Source organism: Cyanobacteria bacterium FACHB-DQ100, assembly GCA_014695195.1.
In the GTDB taxonomy this organism is placed as follows: domain Bacteria; phylum Cyanobacteriota; class Cyanobacteriia; order Leptolyngbyales; family Leptolyngbyaceae; genus Leptolyngbya.
The window spans coordinates 552717-568693 of sequence record JACJNW010000028.1 but is presented as its reverse complement, the minus strand read 5'-3'; the positions used below and the strand labels follow the sequence as shown (position 1 = coordinate 568693).

The window sequence follows — 15977 nt, the reverse complement described above, 5'->3', positions numbered from 1 at the left end:
TGCTAAGACGAACGCACACCTTTAGTTTGATGCGAGGATGAACCACCCTGATGCTGTTTTCTTCAAATCTGAGCAATCTGTTCTAAGAATGAAAGCTGAACCACTGCTTTTACTCAAGCGACCAAGACCACGAATGACACATTACATCAATCTCAGTGCTTTCCCTAAGGTACTAACCCCCGCAGTTTCCGCGTAAACTGACGCACTAAGTTTGTCTGTTCTTCATAAAGGCGGTAGTTAAATAAAGGCTGCTTTACTTCTCCGATTAAGTTAACAAAACAGCGAGGAGAGTTCGTAATTGATCGAGCCGTTACACCGTGTAAAGAATGAATTGAGTTGAGAAAAAGAACTAAGACATTGCGATCGTATTTCACCGTCTTCACGAGTTCAACATAGCGATCGTCGATAAATTGTCCCTGAAAACCGTAGGGTTTGCCGGACTTGAAGCGATAAATTTCGAGATCCCCGCCCGTTGAACGATCGTCTGGATGTCGCAAGTAGTAAAGTCCAGCAAATAAAACTTGAGGCCGATCAATGTGGGCTTGCTTGATCGGCTTGGGGACTTCAGTGACCGGCGCATTAATGCAAATTTGGGCATCCATCAACACATCAGCACTCGAAAAGTCATCGATTTTTCGCACACCTGCTTCAAGTGCGCGAATCTCACCGATTACCTGCTCAAACTCTGGATGATACTGGCGGATGTGATCTTCAAACAAAATGCCGAACTGTTTGAGAAAGCGATCGGAGGTATGAAGCTGAATAAAAGACTTCCAAAGGTCGCTAATCTGCGGATTAGCAAACACATCGCGGGCTGGATAGCTATACCGCTCGTTGCTAACAAACTGAGGACTTTGCGTAATGGTGTTGATAGTAGGAAATTCAGCGATCAATTGAGTACAAAGGTCTTCGTCTAACGCATCGCGAATCACTACATGCGGAAAAGGTTCAGTAAATACTTCATGCTTTTCTACGGCATCAAATAACGATCTCATCACATCCTCCGAACAACCATCAAGTTTCTCTCTGTCGATGCACCTTCATTCCGCTTCGGTCTGAACGGCAGTCCAGCATCGAGGCTGATAAAATGAACATTCGCTCATGCTGCCTGTTCCTTCTACTGCAAAGCTAAATTCCTTGATCGAATCAAGCAAAATGTAGTTGCCCTGATAGAGATGTAGATCTAATAAGTAAGAGCCAGGTTTTAGCCCAAGGTAAGGAAATTCAACTCGAATCTCATTCGCTCCAGCAGTGACACGAATCGGAGTTTTGTCATGTAGAGTACTCAGCACTAAAACTTTATCTCCTTCTCCTGCTCGCTCTCGAATGGAGACAACCATATTTGTTTCAGCAATCGAATGCCGTGCTTCGGATTGAATACAAAGATCTAGCTTTTCTCCGCTGATCGGCGTTGTAATTTTAGTGGCATTGCGATCGCGGAAAAAGACTCCGGTAATATCTAATCCAGAACTTTCGTGCGTGGCTCGCTGCGGGCGTTGAAGTTCTCCGGTTGCAGGCGGTGCACCCTCTAGAAATAGTTCATTTTCATACCGTCGCGTCACGACTGCCGCATCCCCCGACAGAATTAGCTGTCCTTTCGATAAATACAGGGCTGTATCGCACTTCGACAGAATCGTGTTGGAACTATGCGACACCAAAATAAACGCAACTCCGCGATCGCGCAGTTCTGCCAGTCGGCGGTAGCACTTGGCTCGAAATCTCAAATCGCCAACCGCTAAGACTTCATCGAGCAGCAGAATGTCCGGTTCAGTATGAATGGCACAGGCAAAGCCTAATCGCGCTGCCATTCCCGAACTATAACTTTGTACCGGAGAATCGATTGCATCATTGATTTCAGCAAACTCTAGGACTTGATCAAATACGCGATCGATCTGCGGTTTGCTCAGGCCTAAAATCGACAGATTGGCGTAGATATTTTCTCGTCCTGTAAGGATCGGATTAAACCCGGCTCCAAGCGCAATCAAAGGAGCAACGCGACCGCGAACCTCGACCTGTCCTTGATCGGGTCGGATCAAGCCTGAGATAATCCGCAGCAGCGTAGACTTGCCGCTGCCATTTTTGCCGACCAGTCCGAGTGCTTCTCCGCGTCGCAGTTCAAAGCTAATATCGTGTAATGCCCAGAATTCATGAGACCGCAACGAGGTACGGGAGCGTCTGCGACCGGCTAATTCTGAGCTAATGTCATGAATGCCATAAAAGAGCGATCGCTTCAAATCTCGACAGAACTTTTTAGAGACTCCATTTACCGAGAGAATCACCTCTTGCGAAGTCGACGGGATCGATTCAGGAACGATTGAATGGGTGACAGCCATAATTCTCAAGAACTAATTCTCTCAACAACAAACGGAAGCGCTAGCCGATAAAAAATCCAAGCAAACAGTAAGCCAAACAGCGCGATCGCGCTTGCAATCCAGAATCCGGTAGGATTCGACACAATCCCCGTGGTTGCTAACTCTCGAACTGTGACCAAGAGCGGAGTCACCGGATTGAGCGCCACAATCTGTGCAAAAGCGCCAGTCTGAGGAATGGGATACACGACTGGTGTGACAAACAGCCACAGTCCTGTCATCAGCGTGAGTGCCATCGAAACATCCTGGTACAGAGCGCTGATCGGAGCTAGTAGCAAGCCTAAAAATGTGCCAAAGGCGATGAGATGAATCAGCGCGACAGGAGCCAGAATTGCACTCCAGGTTACGGGAATGCGAAACCATAAGAACAATGCAACAATGAAAATTAGCTTAATGCCAAAGTTAAATCCAACTTCACCAAGCTTTGCGAGAATCAATGCCTCACGCGGAAAATTCACGCGACAAAGCATAGATTTCGCGCCTGCAACTGCTTGTACAGGTGCGTTTAATGCTTCAACAAAGGTCTGCCATAACGTCATGCTGAACATAATATAAGCGGGGTAAGGCAAATCCGTTTTGCCGATATTAATGACACCGCTTCCTCTTGCAAGGCTAAAGCCAGCCGCCATGATCAGGGCGGGCAAGAATGCCCAGAATAGACCGAGGAAAGATTGACGGTACTTGGCGCTAATATCACGCCGTATCAGTTGCCATGCAAGAGATCGTGACCCTAAGAGATCGAACCACATGGCTCTAAATAGTCGGAGGGGATTAAGCATCTGGCTATCAGGGCGATAGACCACCACCTGCTGATCTGCATGGCTGGGGTGCAAGGGTCTGACGGATCTCGATCGTTGCCGTTTTTTTTGCATGACTTCTCAATTAATCTGCGCGACTCAACATGCTGGGTCTTGTGAATGATGAAGCATAGAGAATGCGTTTCGCTTCCGCTGTTAAGTTGGCTCTAACGAGCGGAAGCGATCGCAAAGATCGCAAAAAGCTTCAGCCCAGCGTTATCCAATACAGCTAAAGTCTTTTACACCTTGATAGGTTGTCCTACGAGAACTTTTACGCGTAAATTCGCTGACGGAAGGGTTTCCTTGGGGCTGAATTACGCCTATCGCTTGCTGCCATAGCTCTGGGGGCGCGATCGACACTTCATATTGATTGTTCTCTAAGCGCCGTACATGATACCACTCCCGCGTTTGGCACTCGTCGCACCAAAAAGCTTCTAGCCATTCACCTTGCAGCATGACTGTTGTTCGGGTCGCAACTGCGAGGAGTGCATGTCGGCGAGTGAGTCCTCGCTGCTGTAACTGTTCTGCACGATCGGCATAGATTGGATGCTTCTGACTAACGCTGTGCAGATAACATCTATGCTTCGGGCAGTAAAGACTGCGCCGCTTAGAGCGTTTCCGATTTCGATCACACCGCTTCTGCAATTCGACCTCCTGTCTGAATGAAGGTTACGGGGGAGAGACTGAGATCAAATGACCATCGAAGCCCGCTCCATCAAGCCAAGGTTAAGTTTTAAGTCCGAACTATATAGAACTACGACCGTAATTACCGATATCAGGAAGAAACGATAATTACGTATGCAGCTTAATTTTCATGCTAGTTTTGTAAAATTTTGATGTGGAAGCTGATATCCGCTAGATTGAGTGCGGCTTCAAGGTGCGATCGTCCTATCGTTTGCCAATATTGGAGAATCCGTCCTACGGATTTTTTCTGGCGCTGAGTCAGCATTATCCTGGTTTTTACGACTGAGAACAGAGAAGCGCTTGAAGGCGAGTTACCGATGAACAAATGGCGCGAAGCCTAGCTGGAGTGGTACTTTGAGCAGCAGTGAGCCGGGAACGATCGAGAGAATCACTTTCTTCTGAAAAGAGAGATTGAGGAATAATACGGAGATTATGGAAATGTACCTACGTAAATTCTGGGTCGTTAGGGAAATTTGAAGCAGACGTTTATGCGGATGACAATCGGGTCAGTCCTAAACAGGATGGAATACTGAACGTTCGTCAAACTCGACTAAAGATACGAATAGCAGAGGGTATGGTTTTGCAAGTAGACAGAAAGAGTTCAATCCTATTGGTCGATGATGATCTAAACTTTGTCACGCTGATGACTGGATATTTAGCACACCACGGATATGACGTGACGACCGCCGGAACGGGGAAACAAGCGATCGAGCGGTTAAGCGATGTGAAGCCGGATCTGATTCTCTCAGATGTTGGAATGCCGGAAATGGATGGCTATGAGTTTGCAGAGACTCTCCGTACATCGCCAGAAAGTAATTGGATTCCAATTATTTTTCTTTCTGCACGGGATCAAACTCACGATCGCGTGCGTGGATTAAGTGCGGGGGCAATGGCTTACATGACCAAGCCGCTTGATCTTGCAGAGTTGAACGCGCAAATTGAATCAGCGCTACGATCGTCTCAGTTGATTCAGCAAAGTCGAGCCAAGCGAGCAGAGTCTAGAATTGCAGTGCCTGATGGCGTGAGATTGACGAATACAGAATTAACTGTGGCGCGATTGGTGGCGCAGGGATTGTCGAATTTAGAGATTGCTCAGCGACTGAATGCGAGTAAGCGGACGATCGAAAGTCACATTAGTCATATGTTAAAAAAGACGCTGTTGAGCAATCGAACCGAACTATCGCGCTGGATTATCGAAAATAATATGGAATGAGGCGTAGGAGCTTACGAATTGCTCTAATCATGGGAATATTCTAAAGCTGTGCGATCGCGTTTTGTAAAACTTGCTCATGTTCTAATCGGGCGGCAACAAATTCTGGAGCAAAGTAGCAAGTTGTTAGTGCTGTGCCAAAACCAATAAAGCTAGGAACATCAAATAGAAGTTTTAGAGATAGACAAGCTGAGCTAAATGCGAACACCCGAATTTCAAAGGTTTGGAAAGCTTTTAGAAAAAAGACTTCAAACGGCAAAAAGAACAGGTTTGGTTCAGTAAGCACCACAATCTCGCGATATAAATCCGATAAGCTTTCTTTCAACCGGTAAATCTTATTCAGATCATCTCTGGGATGCGGCTTAATGATCAAAACGCTATTTGGGAGAACTTCATATGAGGTTAGAAATTCTCGATAAGCAAGAATCTCATGCTCTTGAGGCAAGCGATCGCCTTCTGAAAAATTAGAGGTGAGCAGAACTGTAACAGGTGAGTTTTCGATCGCCGCTTGTACTTTCGCTACCTGAGCCGCATCGACAAAAGAGGTAAACCGCTCGAACCAGGTGAGTAAGTTGGAGGGTGCTAATTGAACAATCGGCATTGGCGGCGTTTCACCAAAGATTTTTGGCAGCACAAAATAGCCGACATCAAATGGCATCAAATACAGCTTGGTTTTCAGCTTTAAGCGTTCGCGAATTCGATGATAGAGCGATCGTAGTTTCCACCGCGTCCAAGCGATCACCTGATTCGGAGTGGGCGGGGGTGTGAAAGGACGACGCACTACAGCAGAGTGCTCAGAAAAATACAATCCAATGCCATCGCCGTAGCAAATTCGACTTGCAGAAGGATAGGCATTGCTTAATAGTTGATTTGTGAACTGCCAATTGCGACAGAGATACAGTTCGTCTGCATCATCTAAGCCAATCCATTGATGAACTTTGTTGTAAATGCGGTGGGGTGGCGTGGAATCTAACTGATATCCGATCGCGTTTAGTTGTTCCGGGGTGAGATAAACAATCTTTTCCCAATCACACACAGATTCCGCCATGCGCTGAATGAATTCAGCGAACTGATAATGCTGCTGCTCTGGCGCATAAAGCTCGTAGATGACAAGATAGTTTTGAACATTTGCTGTGCCCGATCGATCCCGGTAGAACAGTGCGGATAGTGCCGCGATGAGTTGAATGCTTCCCTGACAAGTAACAATGCGCTTCATGCTGGATTCGGTAGAGTGTGGAACAACTTATCTTTACAAATTGGCGATCGCTGCATTCTCTCTTCCTCAACTGCACAATCAAACGCTATCGTAAAAGAATGCAGAGACGACTTCAACGCTTCTTCAGGAGCACTACTCAATTTCTATCGATTTTTCGCTATTGCGGACGGGCGATCGAGCTAGTTTGGACAACGAATCGACGCTTAACGATCGTTCTGGCACTGTTTACGCTCATCGGAGGGCTTGTGCCTGCGGTGGTTGCGTATGCAGGTAAGCTGATTGTCGATGCGGTGGTATTAGCATCAAGAACGGGACTGGAGAACGATCGCTGGACAGCATTAGGCTATCTGGGCTTTGAAGCGGTGATGGTCGCGATTCAATCAGGCAGTAAGCAAGGCTTAGTTTTGGTGCAATCGCTGCTGAGAGTGCTGCTCGGTCAGAAAGTAAATGAGTTGATTCTGGAAAAGGCGTTAACGCTGAATTTGACGCACTTTGAGGATTCAGAGTTCTACGACAAAATGACGCGGGCAAGACGAGAAGCCTCAAGCCGTCCCCTCAGCTTGGTTGGTCGCACGTTTGGCATTGTGCAAGACTCGCTGACTTTGATTACGTATGGCGGTTTGTTAATCGGATTTTCGGTTTGGGCAGTGGTGATGCTGATGGTTGCCGCCGTTCCTGCCTTTATTGCAGAGACGCGATTTGCTGGGGAAGCCTTTCGGTTGTTTCGCTGGCGCACGCCTGAAACCCGCGAACAAAATTATCTTGAATGGCTGATTGCAAACGAATCACCCGCAATGGAAATTCGGCTGTATCAGTTGGGCGAATTGTTGCTCGATCGCTATCGAACTATCTTCGGGCGATTGTATGCCGAAGACCGAGATTTGACAGTCCGCCGGGGCATCTGGAGCTATTTGCTGGGATTAGTTAGCTCTGCTGCATTTTACGGGGCGTATGTGTGGATTGTGTGGGAAACGATCGCAGGCAACATCTCACTCGGTGAACTCACGATGTACCTGATCGTCTTTCGTCAAGGACAGGGCGCGTTTGCATCAATTCTGACTTCAATTGGGGGAATGTACGAAGACTCGCTTTATCTATCGAATCTCTACGAATTTCTAGGTCAGGACATTCCCCGATCGCAAGGCAGTGCAACGCAGGGAACCTTACCCGGTGACGGTTTGCGCTTTGAAGATGTCACCTTCTACTATCCCGAAGCTGATAAGCCTGCCCTCGATCGCGTTTCATTTCATCTCAAGCCCGGAGAAAAATTAGCGATCGTTGGTGAAAACGGTTCGGGTAAAACAACGCTGATCAAACTGCTCACAAGACTCTATACGCCAACTTCGGGACGCATTCTGCTCGATGGATTAGATCTGCAAGCCTGGAAGCTCGAAGCATTGCAGCGCCGAATCGGTGTAATTTTCCAGAACTTTATGCGCTATCAATTTAGCGTCGGCGAGAATGTGGGTGTGGGCGATGTGTTGAACTTAGACGATCGCGATCGCTGGAAGATTGCATCCGACAAAGGCAACGCCCTTTCCTTTATCAAAGAACTGCCAGAAGCATTTGATACCCGTTTAGGGCGATGGTTCAAAACGGGACGAGAGCTATCGGGAGGACAATGGCAGCGAATTGCACTATCGCGTGCCTTTATGCGAACTAGCGCCGATATTTTGGTGTTAGATGAACCGACTTCTGCAATGGATGCAGAGTCAGAGGTACAAATCTTCGATCGTTTTCGCGAAATGACCCCGAATCAGATGGCAATTTTGATTTCACATCGATTCTCAACCGTCCGAATGGCGGATCGGATTCTTGTGATGTCAGCAGGTGCAGTTGTGGAACAAGGGAGCCACGAACAATTGGTGAGGTTAGGGGGACGATACGCGCATTTGTTCGCGATTCAAGCGGCAGGCTATCAGTGATACTAGAAAAAGCGATGTTCTGATTGGTGGAAGAACACACGGTTTCTGTGAGTCCTACCTTGATTTTTAACAAAGGACGGCAAAGACTGAATGGAAATGTGGGCTACCACGTGATCGAAGCCAATATCTGCGAATTGTTGCACAATCTCTCACTGAACAATCCTGGTGTTAGTTAATTTTTTTAGACTAATTTATTAATGAACGTTTCGGAGTGAGCGCTTAAAGCAATACAAACGGGTCTCGTTCGTCTATTACATCCTAACCTTGAAGAATTGTTATGGCGAGGGGTGTATTTTTGGAAACCTGGGCTACTAGTTGAGAGTTACTTTAACCGATTAGGATAGCTGCTGCAATGCTCAATGACTTAGACAGCACCCTAGAAGAACTGCTCAAACGAGAATTACCTCCTAGCTTGGTGGGTTCGGAAGCACGGACACCCGTGACGATTAGTTTTGCTACACCCGATCAAGAGTTCACAAAGAAAATCAGTCTACCTGCGATCGATCTTTTTCTTTACGATGTGCGAGAAAATTTGGAGTTGCGAAACACTGAATGGACGGTGCAGCGCCAGGGCAATGGGAGCGCGGCTCGGCGGCGTCCTCCCGTGCGGATCGATTGCTCTTATTTAGTAACAGTTTGGGCAAAAGACCCAGCAGATTTTCAGACCGAACACCGCTTATTGGGGGAAGTAATGAAAGCCCTGCTACGTCACCCTACCATTCCCAAAGCAGTGCTTCAGGGAAGTTTGAGCGATCAAGACCCCGTTCCTAGAGCGCTGACACTGCGCCCACCCCAATTACAAAGCTTAGGAGAATTCTGGCAGGCAATGGGCGGCAGACCCAAACCAGCCATGAACTATACCGTGACGCTCGCGCTTCCGGTTGAAGATGAAGCTGAACAATCTGTGCCTTTAGTCATGAGTACGCAAATTTGAATTTCAAGATTGCAACATCAAAGCTGAAGAAATCCTATTGGTTATGGCTAAAGCGAATTCGCTACTTCAGAATTGACCCTAGACCAAAAGAACAAAGGCTACATTGTCCCGAAAGCGAGGTTCTAAAGTGGCAGCATGGATGAAGTTGCAACCAACCCAACATCAAGTTGCGATCGCGGGCATCGTCAGTGATGCTGAAACAGGCGAGCTGATTTCAGGTGCTGAGGTCAAACTTGGGCAAGTGTCAACTGCTTTCAACCATTGGCTTGCGCTCAAAGCCTTGCCATTTGAGCATGTGCTCAACCGAGACGGGCGGATTCAACTGAATCCAACTTTGACGTTAGTGCAGGAACAGGATGCTTTGCTTCTAGTGACCTACACCGCATTGGACGGTCACTACTATTTCATCGATCTGCCCGATGGAATCTACAGTTTGCAAGTCGCTTTGCCGCATCTGGGGACTCGCTATGGCACGCGTCAAGTCGAGAATCTCAACGTGACGAGCGAAGCTGCGATCGCCAATCTCAGCTTGCCACCCACGGGAATTAAAGGACGAATCCTAGATTCGGAGCAAAAACCGGTGGCGATGGCGAAAGTGCAAATTGAGGGCAATGCTGTAGCGGTGTTTAGCGATCGCAATGGCGATTATGGATTGACTGGACTAGAAGTGTGGCGGCGCGATCGCGCTTCTCAGTCCGCTAGACCATTGGTAACGGTTTCGGCTCAAGGGTATCAGAGCGCCACGTCAGGCGTTTGGTTGAGCGTGGGCGAAATGAAATCGTTGGATCTGACTTTGACGCGCAAGTAATCGACTAAAGACTAGGGAGTGACTATGGTTTCAGCCTACCAATCTCCGGGTGTGTATGTTAAGGAAGTGCCGTCTGGATCAGCGCCGATCGCAGGAGTCGGAACCAGTACGGCGGGATTTATTGGGGTATTTGGCGCTGCCAGTGCGCCCGCTCCAGCGGCTCCCACAGTAACGACTCGATCGATTGGATCACGAGAACAACCGACTGCCGTTGGAACGGGAACAGGCCGGAAAAAAAGCTTTGATTTGCCGCAGTCTGAAGGCGCAGAAGTAGTGACAACTGCGGGAACGTTTGGATTTTTTGTAGGTACTACTGAACGCCAAGATGTGCAACTGACCCTGCAAGATGGGAAGGCAACCCTTACATTTACTGGAGATGCTCCGGATAACAAGGCTGAAATTACGGGCTTTTTCCAACTCAAAGAAACTGCAACTCCTGCCCCTGCTGCAACGGTAGCGACACCTGTATCTTCAACGCTTGCAACGGCGAATCAAGTTAAGCTCTGTACAAACTTTTCAGAGTTCAAAAAATTCTTTGGTGATTTCTCGAACAATGCAGGGCAGAATTTGCTGGCTCATGGGGTGTTTGGATTTTTCCGAAATGGCGGCACCAGTTGTTATGTGGTGTGGATGAATCAAGAGGGCGAGATTGACCAAGCCCTAGAACAGTTTGAAGCGATCGATGACATTGCGATCGTGGCAGCGCCAGGAATCACCAGTAGAACAGTGCTGACGAGTATTGCGGCGCACTGTGAGAGCTTGGGCGATCGAGTTGCAATTTTTGATGCACCATTAGAAGTCGAAACCAATGGCAGCCTTGATCTCGGCTTACTCAAACCGGACAATCAACAGAAAGTAATCCCGGATAACTCGGACTATGCCGCGTTGTATTTTCCTTGGATTCAAGTGTTTGACCCCGCGAGTCGTCAGACGATTTACGCGCCGCCCAGTGGTCATATAGCGGGTGTGTACGCGCGGGTAGATGCCGAACGGGGTGTGTTTAAAGCGCCCGCCAATGAAACCGTGTTAGGTGCAGTGGGGTTGAAGTATGACATCAGCCGCAGTAAGCAGGACAAGCTCAATCCACAGGGCATCAACTGCATTCGGAGTCTGAATGGTAATATCCGCATTTGGGGTGCCCGGACGCTCGGCGGCGACGGAAATACAGAATTTAAGTACATTAACATTCGTCGGCTGTTTAACTACCTGCGGGAATCGATCGATGAAGGCACGCAATGGGCAGTCTTTGAACCGAATGCACCCGATCTCTGGGCTAAGATTCGTCGCAATATCAATGCGTTTTTGTTGATTGCTTGGCAAGAAGGGGCGCTGTTTGGCAATACGCCGGAACAGGCGTTTTATGTCAAATGCGATGAGGAAACGAATCCACCAGAAATTCGCGATGCAGGTCAAGTGGTGACAGAGATTGGCGTTGCCGTGGTCAAGCCTGCGGAATTTGTGATCTTCAAGCTGAGTCAATCGAGCGGGGAGCAAGGATCGTGACGAGCTATCTGATCCCCGGCATCTACCGCGAAGATCTATTTCCCAAACCAATTCCAGAGTTTTTGACGGGTGTCCCCGCATTCATTGGATTTGCGAGCCAAGGAACAATCAATCAGCCAGAGCGCCTAACCTTGTGGACTCAATTTAGTGCACGGTTTGGTGAACCCGTGTCGGAGGGATATCTCTCAGATGCGGTGCAGGGCTTTTTTAGCAATGGCGGACACATTGCTTATGTCATTCGCTTGAACGACACTCTAGAGATCGAAGCTGCATTAGAACAGGCATTGGAAGCATTAGCCACTATCAATGCCCTCGATCTGATTTGTGTTCCCGATCTGGTTCGCTTCGATGTTGAGACGGTTCTCCGAATGCAGACTCAGCTTCTAGAGCATTGTCAGGCATTGAACGATCGCTTTGCAATTCTAGATGCCTTGCCGACTCAAGTTCTGGTTCAGCAGGCGCGGCTTTCTAGCTCCGAATGCGCTGCCTTTGGCGCGTTGTATTTCCCGTGGGTGCAGGTGGGCAGTCGAATGATTCCCCCTTGTGGTCACATTGCGGGCATCTATGCCCAGCGCGATCGCGATCTAGGAGTTGGTCAAACGCCTGCCAATATTCGGCTTGAAGAAGTCGTCGATCTGAGTGTAGCGGTATCGGATGCCGACCAAGCGCGACTGAATCCATTGGGGATTAATTGCTTGCGATCGCTGCCTGGACGGGGCATTCGGATCTGGGGTGGGCGGACGCTGAGTACGGATGCGAATTGGCGCTATATCAATATGCGCCGATTGTTTGTGACGTTAGCGCGATGGTGCGATCGCACGTTTGCAGATGTGGCGTTTGAGCCGAATGAATTCCGGCTTTGGGTCAGGATTGAGCGCGAGTTAACTGCCTTTTGTGAGGCGTTATTTCGTCAAGGGGCGCTTCAGGGCAGTACACCCGCAGAAGCGTTTTACGTCAAGTGTGACGCGGAAACGAATCCTCCTGAAGTGCGAGACGCAGGCACAGTGATTACCGAAATCGGACTAGCTCCGGCGAGTCCGGCGGAGTTTATTGTGGTTCGTTTGATTCACGGCAATGCAGGTGTTGCATTCGCATTTTAGTTTTCTATTCTATTGAGGTCTTTGTATGCCCAGTATTAAACCGCCCCATAAACCTGATCCTTATCAGAGTTATAACTTTTACGTGGAGTGGAACGGCATTCTACACGCTGGATTTCGCCAATGTACCGGACTCACGACATCGCAAAATATGGGTGAGTATCGCGAAGGCACCGATCCACCCACAACGCGCAAACTCCCCGGACTAAACACCTACGGCAACATTACGCTGCAGCGTGGCATTACGAACAATGCTGAGCTATGGAGGTGGCGTGAAAATGTGATGAAAGGGAACGTCGATCGTCGCGAAGTGTCGATCGTCTTGCTCGACCAAACCGGAACCGAAAAGATTCGCTGGAATCTGAGCAACTGTTTGCCTGTCACTTGGACAGCTCCGGACATGGATGCAACAACGGATGGGGCTGCGATCGAAACCCTGGAACTCGCCCACGAAGGCATCAGTGTTGATAAATGGACTTAACTTTTAACGAAACCCATGACTTCTACCGAATTTCCCTTCACCCTTCCCCTTGGCTATGTCGATGCCGAGGGCAATACCCATCGCGACGGCATCATGCGGCTCTCTACTGCCTACGATGAAATCGCTCCTCTACGCGATCCGCGCGTCCAGGCAAACCCAGGCTATCTAGTTCTGATTCTGCTTTCGCGGGTGATCACTCGACTCGGCAGCCTCGAACAACTCAACCCCAAACTGATCGAAGGGCTCTACTCCGCCGATCTCATCTATCTCCAGGACTTCTACCAACGGATTAACCAAAACGGTCACAGCCGTCTACACGTCACCTGTCCTCATTGTTCTGGAGAATTCGAGGTAGAACCGGTTCCCGTGGGGGAGTCACCTGCTACCCCTCAGACCGACTACGCGAGGAGGTAGCTTACCTGTCCTACCATTTTCACTGGTCTTATGAACAGATCATGGGAATGGAGCATCGAGAACGCCAACAATGGGTGGCAGAACTTTCCCGTATCAATCAAACCTTGAATGATTCATCCTCCCGACTTGCATAAAACACCATGCCAATTCTGCCAATAAACGCTGTTTTTTCTGCGGGCGCAACCCTTCGGGGCAGTCGTCGTGAGCCTTACATGAACTATAACTTTCTAGTCGAAATTGAAGGGCTACTCACTGGAGGGTTCACGGAAGTTTCTGGACTAGAAAGCCAACTCCAAACCGAGGAATACCAAGAAGGTGGCGTGAATGAGTATACGCATCACTTTCCGACTCGAATTCAATATTCCAACTTGGTATTGAGTCGAGGCTTGAGTGATTCTAATGCGCTATGGAATTGGTATGACGATGCAGCGCATGGTCAAGTTCGCCGCAAAAATGGCACGATTATGCTGCTCGATCGACAGTTGCTGCCGGTGATGTGGTGGAACTTTAAGGATGCTTATCCGATTCGTTGGACAGGGCCGCAGTTAAGTGCGATCGATGGGTCTAGCTATGCGATCGAGCGATTGGAGTTGGTGCATCACGGAATCACGAAGCCTGCTGCCTCGAAAGCGCTCTCGGTGGCACGGACGATCGCGGGAGCCGCAGGCTTTACGGGAACGCAGCAAATTCTAGACAAACTACCGTTCTAGGAGGTGCAGCATGACGGAACAGGCTTGGCAATCGGCAGTAGATTCTAGTTTAGTGAGGCGATTGATGCGTCCCTTGGTGCAACCGGGTGCGATCGGTTCCCAGTTGGGCGATTCGATTCTGGCTAGAACTGAGCGAATGACGAATCATTTACCGTTGTTAGTTCAGTTTGCAGAGCGACAAGCTGGCGTATTTCAGCCGGAGCAAATTCCGATTGTCTATGCTCAACCGTCTAGTTCTGTTCAGGTTGTGCATTCGCATATAGAAACTGCTAGTGAACCCCTGACGATCGTTCAAGCAGCTCTGATTTCAAATTCGACCTTGAATGACTACACCTCTAATGCAATGAATCTAAGCATTGAAGATTCGAAGCAGGAACACTTGAATAACTACACCTCCAATGCAACAAATCTAAGCATTAGAGAATCGAGGCAAGAACCCTTGAATAACTACACCTCTAATGCAACGAATCTGAGCGTTGGGGAATTGAGGCGAGAACCAGAGTTCTTGCTGCGAACAGAATCTGCGGATGCCATCGCATCTCCCAGTCCACCGCGATCGCCTAGCCTGAGTTCGCAGACTCCACCGATCGTCTATGCACAAAACATTTCCAAACCATTCCAGAGCGATCGCCCCAATCCAATACCCACAGTTCATCCACAAATTTTAGGAACCCCCACACTTCAAAGCCCCCCAGAATTGCGAGATTTAGGGCAAAAACCCCTACCTCAAGTCACACCCACCCGCCCAAAAACATCTGATCCTCCCGCTTCTACCTCCCCGCCTATCATTACAGTCCGCACCGGAACCGAAGCCGCTCCCCCGGCCGCAACTTGGCAAACCCGCACTCACCTCAACGAAACCGCAACTACGCTCCCGATCGTCTTCGCCCAACCCAACCTAGCCACTCCTTCCCCTCAATCCTCTTCCAGAACTCCTCCAGAGCTTGCTCAATTCAGCGAATTCCCTTCCTCCCCCTCCTTGACCGACACCTTTTCCTCTCCCCCTCCCCCACCTCCCATTAACCTCGACACCCTCACCACCCAAGTCGAACGCAAAATTCTTCGTCGCCTCGTTGTAGAAAGTGAACGCAGAGGACAAACCCGATGGCGCTAGAAAAACTCACTATCTTAATCGAGGGCAAACCCAAGCCGATCAAAGCTCTGTTTAATCCCCAGCAAATTCAAGTGACTCGCAGCGGCTGGAGCCAATGGAATGGCAAGTTCTTCGGGCGCGATCAACCAACCAGCATCTCGCTGATGCTCTTTTTTGATACAACTTTGCTGCGATCGAACTCCTTTCTCAGCAACTTAGCCGCAGATAATTTGCCCTCGATCGTCTCGAACAAACTCATTTCAACACTGCGCCCAGAAGATGTCCGCATCTATACTCAGCCGATTTATGACCTAACGCGCAAAGCGGGCAAAGAAAAGCCCCCATTTTGCAAATTGCGCTGGGGCTATGGGAATGTCTTGCTAGAGCGCTGCTTTCTCAAATCTGTCACCAAAACGCTGACGCATTTCCTGGAAGATGGCACTCCGGTACGCGCCACGATGAATTGCAACTTCGAGGAAGTGCTGGATCAATCATTCCTGCTCAAAGTCCGCAATCCGATCGATGATCCAATTCGAGTGGTGAAGCGGGGAGAAACCTTGAGTAGCATTGCCGCAGAAGAATTTGGCGATCCGGCGCTTTGGCGGATTATTGCAACGGCAAATCAACTGGATAATCCCCGGCAGATTGTTCCGGGACAACGCTTGACTGTTCCGCCTCGACCGACCGATTTGTAAGTGATTAGCGGGGAAGATTTGCGATGTTTAGCACGGTACTG

General features: G+C 48.9%; 16 protein-coding genes. 11 read left to right on the top strand and 5 right to left on the bottom strand.

Annotated features, from left to right (window positions below):
- Positions 1-164: 164 nt before the first annotated feature.
- From H6F51_13830 to H6F51_13815, 4 genes are all read right to left on the bottom strand, one after another.
- Positions 165-995, bottom strand: a complete 831-nt coding sequence (locus H6F51_13830) for a hypothetical protein (protein ID MBD1823563.1) — start codon at positions 993-995, stop codon at positions 165-167.
- A gap of 45 nt (positions 996-1040) precedes the next feature.
- Entirely contained in the window at positions 1041-2333 is a 1293-nt protein-coding gene (locus H6F51_13825) for an ATP-binding cassette domain-containing protein (protein MBD1823562.1), read from the bottom strand.
- 5 nt (positions 2334-2338) lie between these two features.
- Complete coding sequence (locus H6F51_13820) at positions 2339-3118, bottom strand: ABC transporter permease (GenBank protein MBD1823561.1); 780 nt, start codon at positions 3116-3118, stop codon at positions 2339-2341.
- Positions 3119-3382: 264 nt separating this feature from the next.
- A complete protein-coding gene (locus tag H6F51_13815) occupies positions 3383-3811 on the bottom strand; it encodes a hypothetical protein (GenBank protein MBD1823560.1) in 429 nt (142 codons plus the stop codon).
- Positions 3812-4424: 613 nt separating this feature from the next.
- Here H6F51_13815 and H6F51_13810 point away from each other — a divergent pair.
- Positions 4425-5063: a response regulator transcription factor gene (locus H6F51_13810; GenBank protein ID MBD1823559.1), complete on the top strand. Its 639-nt coding sequence runs from the start codon at positions 4425-4427 to the stop codon at positions 5061-5063.
- Positions 5064-5103: 40 nt separating this feature from the next.
- Here the strand turns inward: H6F51_13810 and H6F51_13805 are convergent, their stop codons facing one another.
- Positions 5104-6276 (bottom strand): hypothetical protein, encoded by a 1173-nt coding sequence (locus H6F51_13805; GenBank protein ID MBD1823558.1) that lies wholly within the window; start codon positions 6274-6276, stop codon positions 5104-5106.
- A 98-nt stretch (positions 6277-6374) separates the two neighbouring features.
- Here H6F51_13805 and H6F51_13800 point away from each other — a divergent pair, with 98 nt between their 5' ends.
- From H6F51_13800 to H6F51_13755, 10 genes are all read left to right on the top strand, one after another.
- Positions 6375-8201 (top strand): ABC transporter ATP-binding protein, encoded by a 1827-nt coding sequence (locus H6F51_13800; GenBank protein ID MBD1823557.1) that lies wholly within the window; start codon positions 6375-6377, stop codon positions 8199-8201.
- A gap of 352 nt (positions 8202-8553) precedes the next feature.
- Positions 8554-9135, top strand: coding sequence for a DUF4255 domain-containing protein (locus tag H6F51_13795; GenBank protein ID MBD1823556.1), 582 nt, complete (start codon positions 8554-8556; stop codon positions 9133-9135).
- A gap of 139 nt (positions 9136-9274) precedes the next feature.
- Complete coding sequence (locus tag H6F51_13790; GenBank protein ID MBD1823555.1) at positions 9275-9943, top strand: carboxypeptidase regulatory-like domain-containing protein; 669 nt, start codon at positions 9275-9277, stop codon at positions 9941-9943.
- 24 nt (positions 9944-9967) lie between these two features.
- On the top strand, positions 9968-11446 hold the full coding sequence (locus H6F51_13785; protein MBD1823554.1) for a phage tail sheath family protein: 1479 nt from the start codon (positions 9968-9970) through the stop codon (positions 11444-11446).
- Positions 11440-12546, top strand: coding sequence for a phage tail sheath family protein (locus H6F51_13780; GenBank protein MBD1823553.1), 1107 nt, complete (start codon positions 11440-11442; stop codon positions 12544-12546). The genes H6F51_13785 and H6F51_13780 overlap by 7 nt, the downstream gene beginning before the upstream one ends.
- Positions 12547-12571: 25 nt before the next feature.
- Positions 12572-13024, top strand: a complete 453-nt coding sequence (locus H6F51_13775; protein ID MBD1823552.1) for a phage tail protein — start codon at positions 12572-12574, stop codon at positions 13022-13024.
- Positions 13025-13039: 15 nt separating this feature from the next.
- On the top strand, positions 13040-13438 hold the full coding sequence (locus H6F51_13770; GenBank protein MBD1823551.1) for a phage tail assembly protein: 399 nt from the start codon (positions 13040-13042) through the stop codon (positions 13436-13438).
- Between the two features lie 140 nt (positions 13439-13578).
- Positions 13579-14148, top strand: a complete 570-nt coding sequence (locus tag H6F51_13765; protein MBD1823550.1) for a phage tail protein — start codon at positions 13579-13581, stop codon at positions 14146-14148.
- A 10-nt stretch (positions 14149-14158) separates the two neighbouring features.
- Positions 14159-15262, top strand: coding sequence for a hypothetical protein (locus tag H6F51_13760; protein ID MBD1823549.1), 1104 nt, complete (start codon positions 14159-14161; stop codon positions 15260-15262).
- The gene (locus H6F51_13755; protein ID MBD1823548.1) at positions 15253-15936 is read left to right on the top strand and encodes a LysM peptidoglycan-binding domain-containing protein; all 684 of its coding nucleotides are present in this window, start codon (positions 15253-15255) and stop codon (positions 15934-15936) included. Before H6F51_13760 ends, H6F51_13755 begins: the two co-directional genes overlap by 10 nt.
- Positions 15937-15977 lie beyond the last annotated feature (41 nt).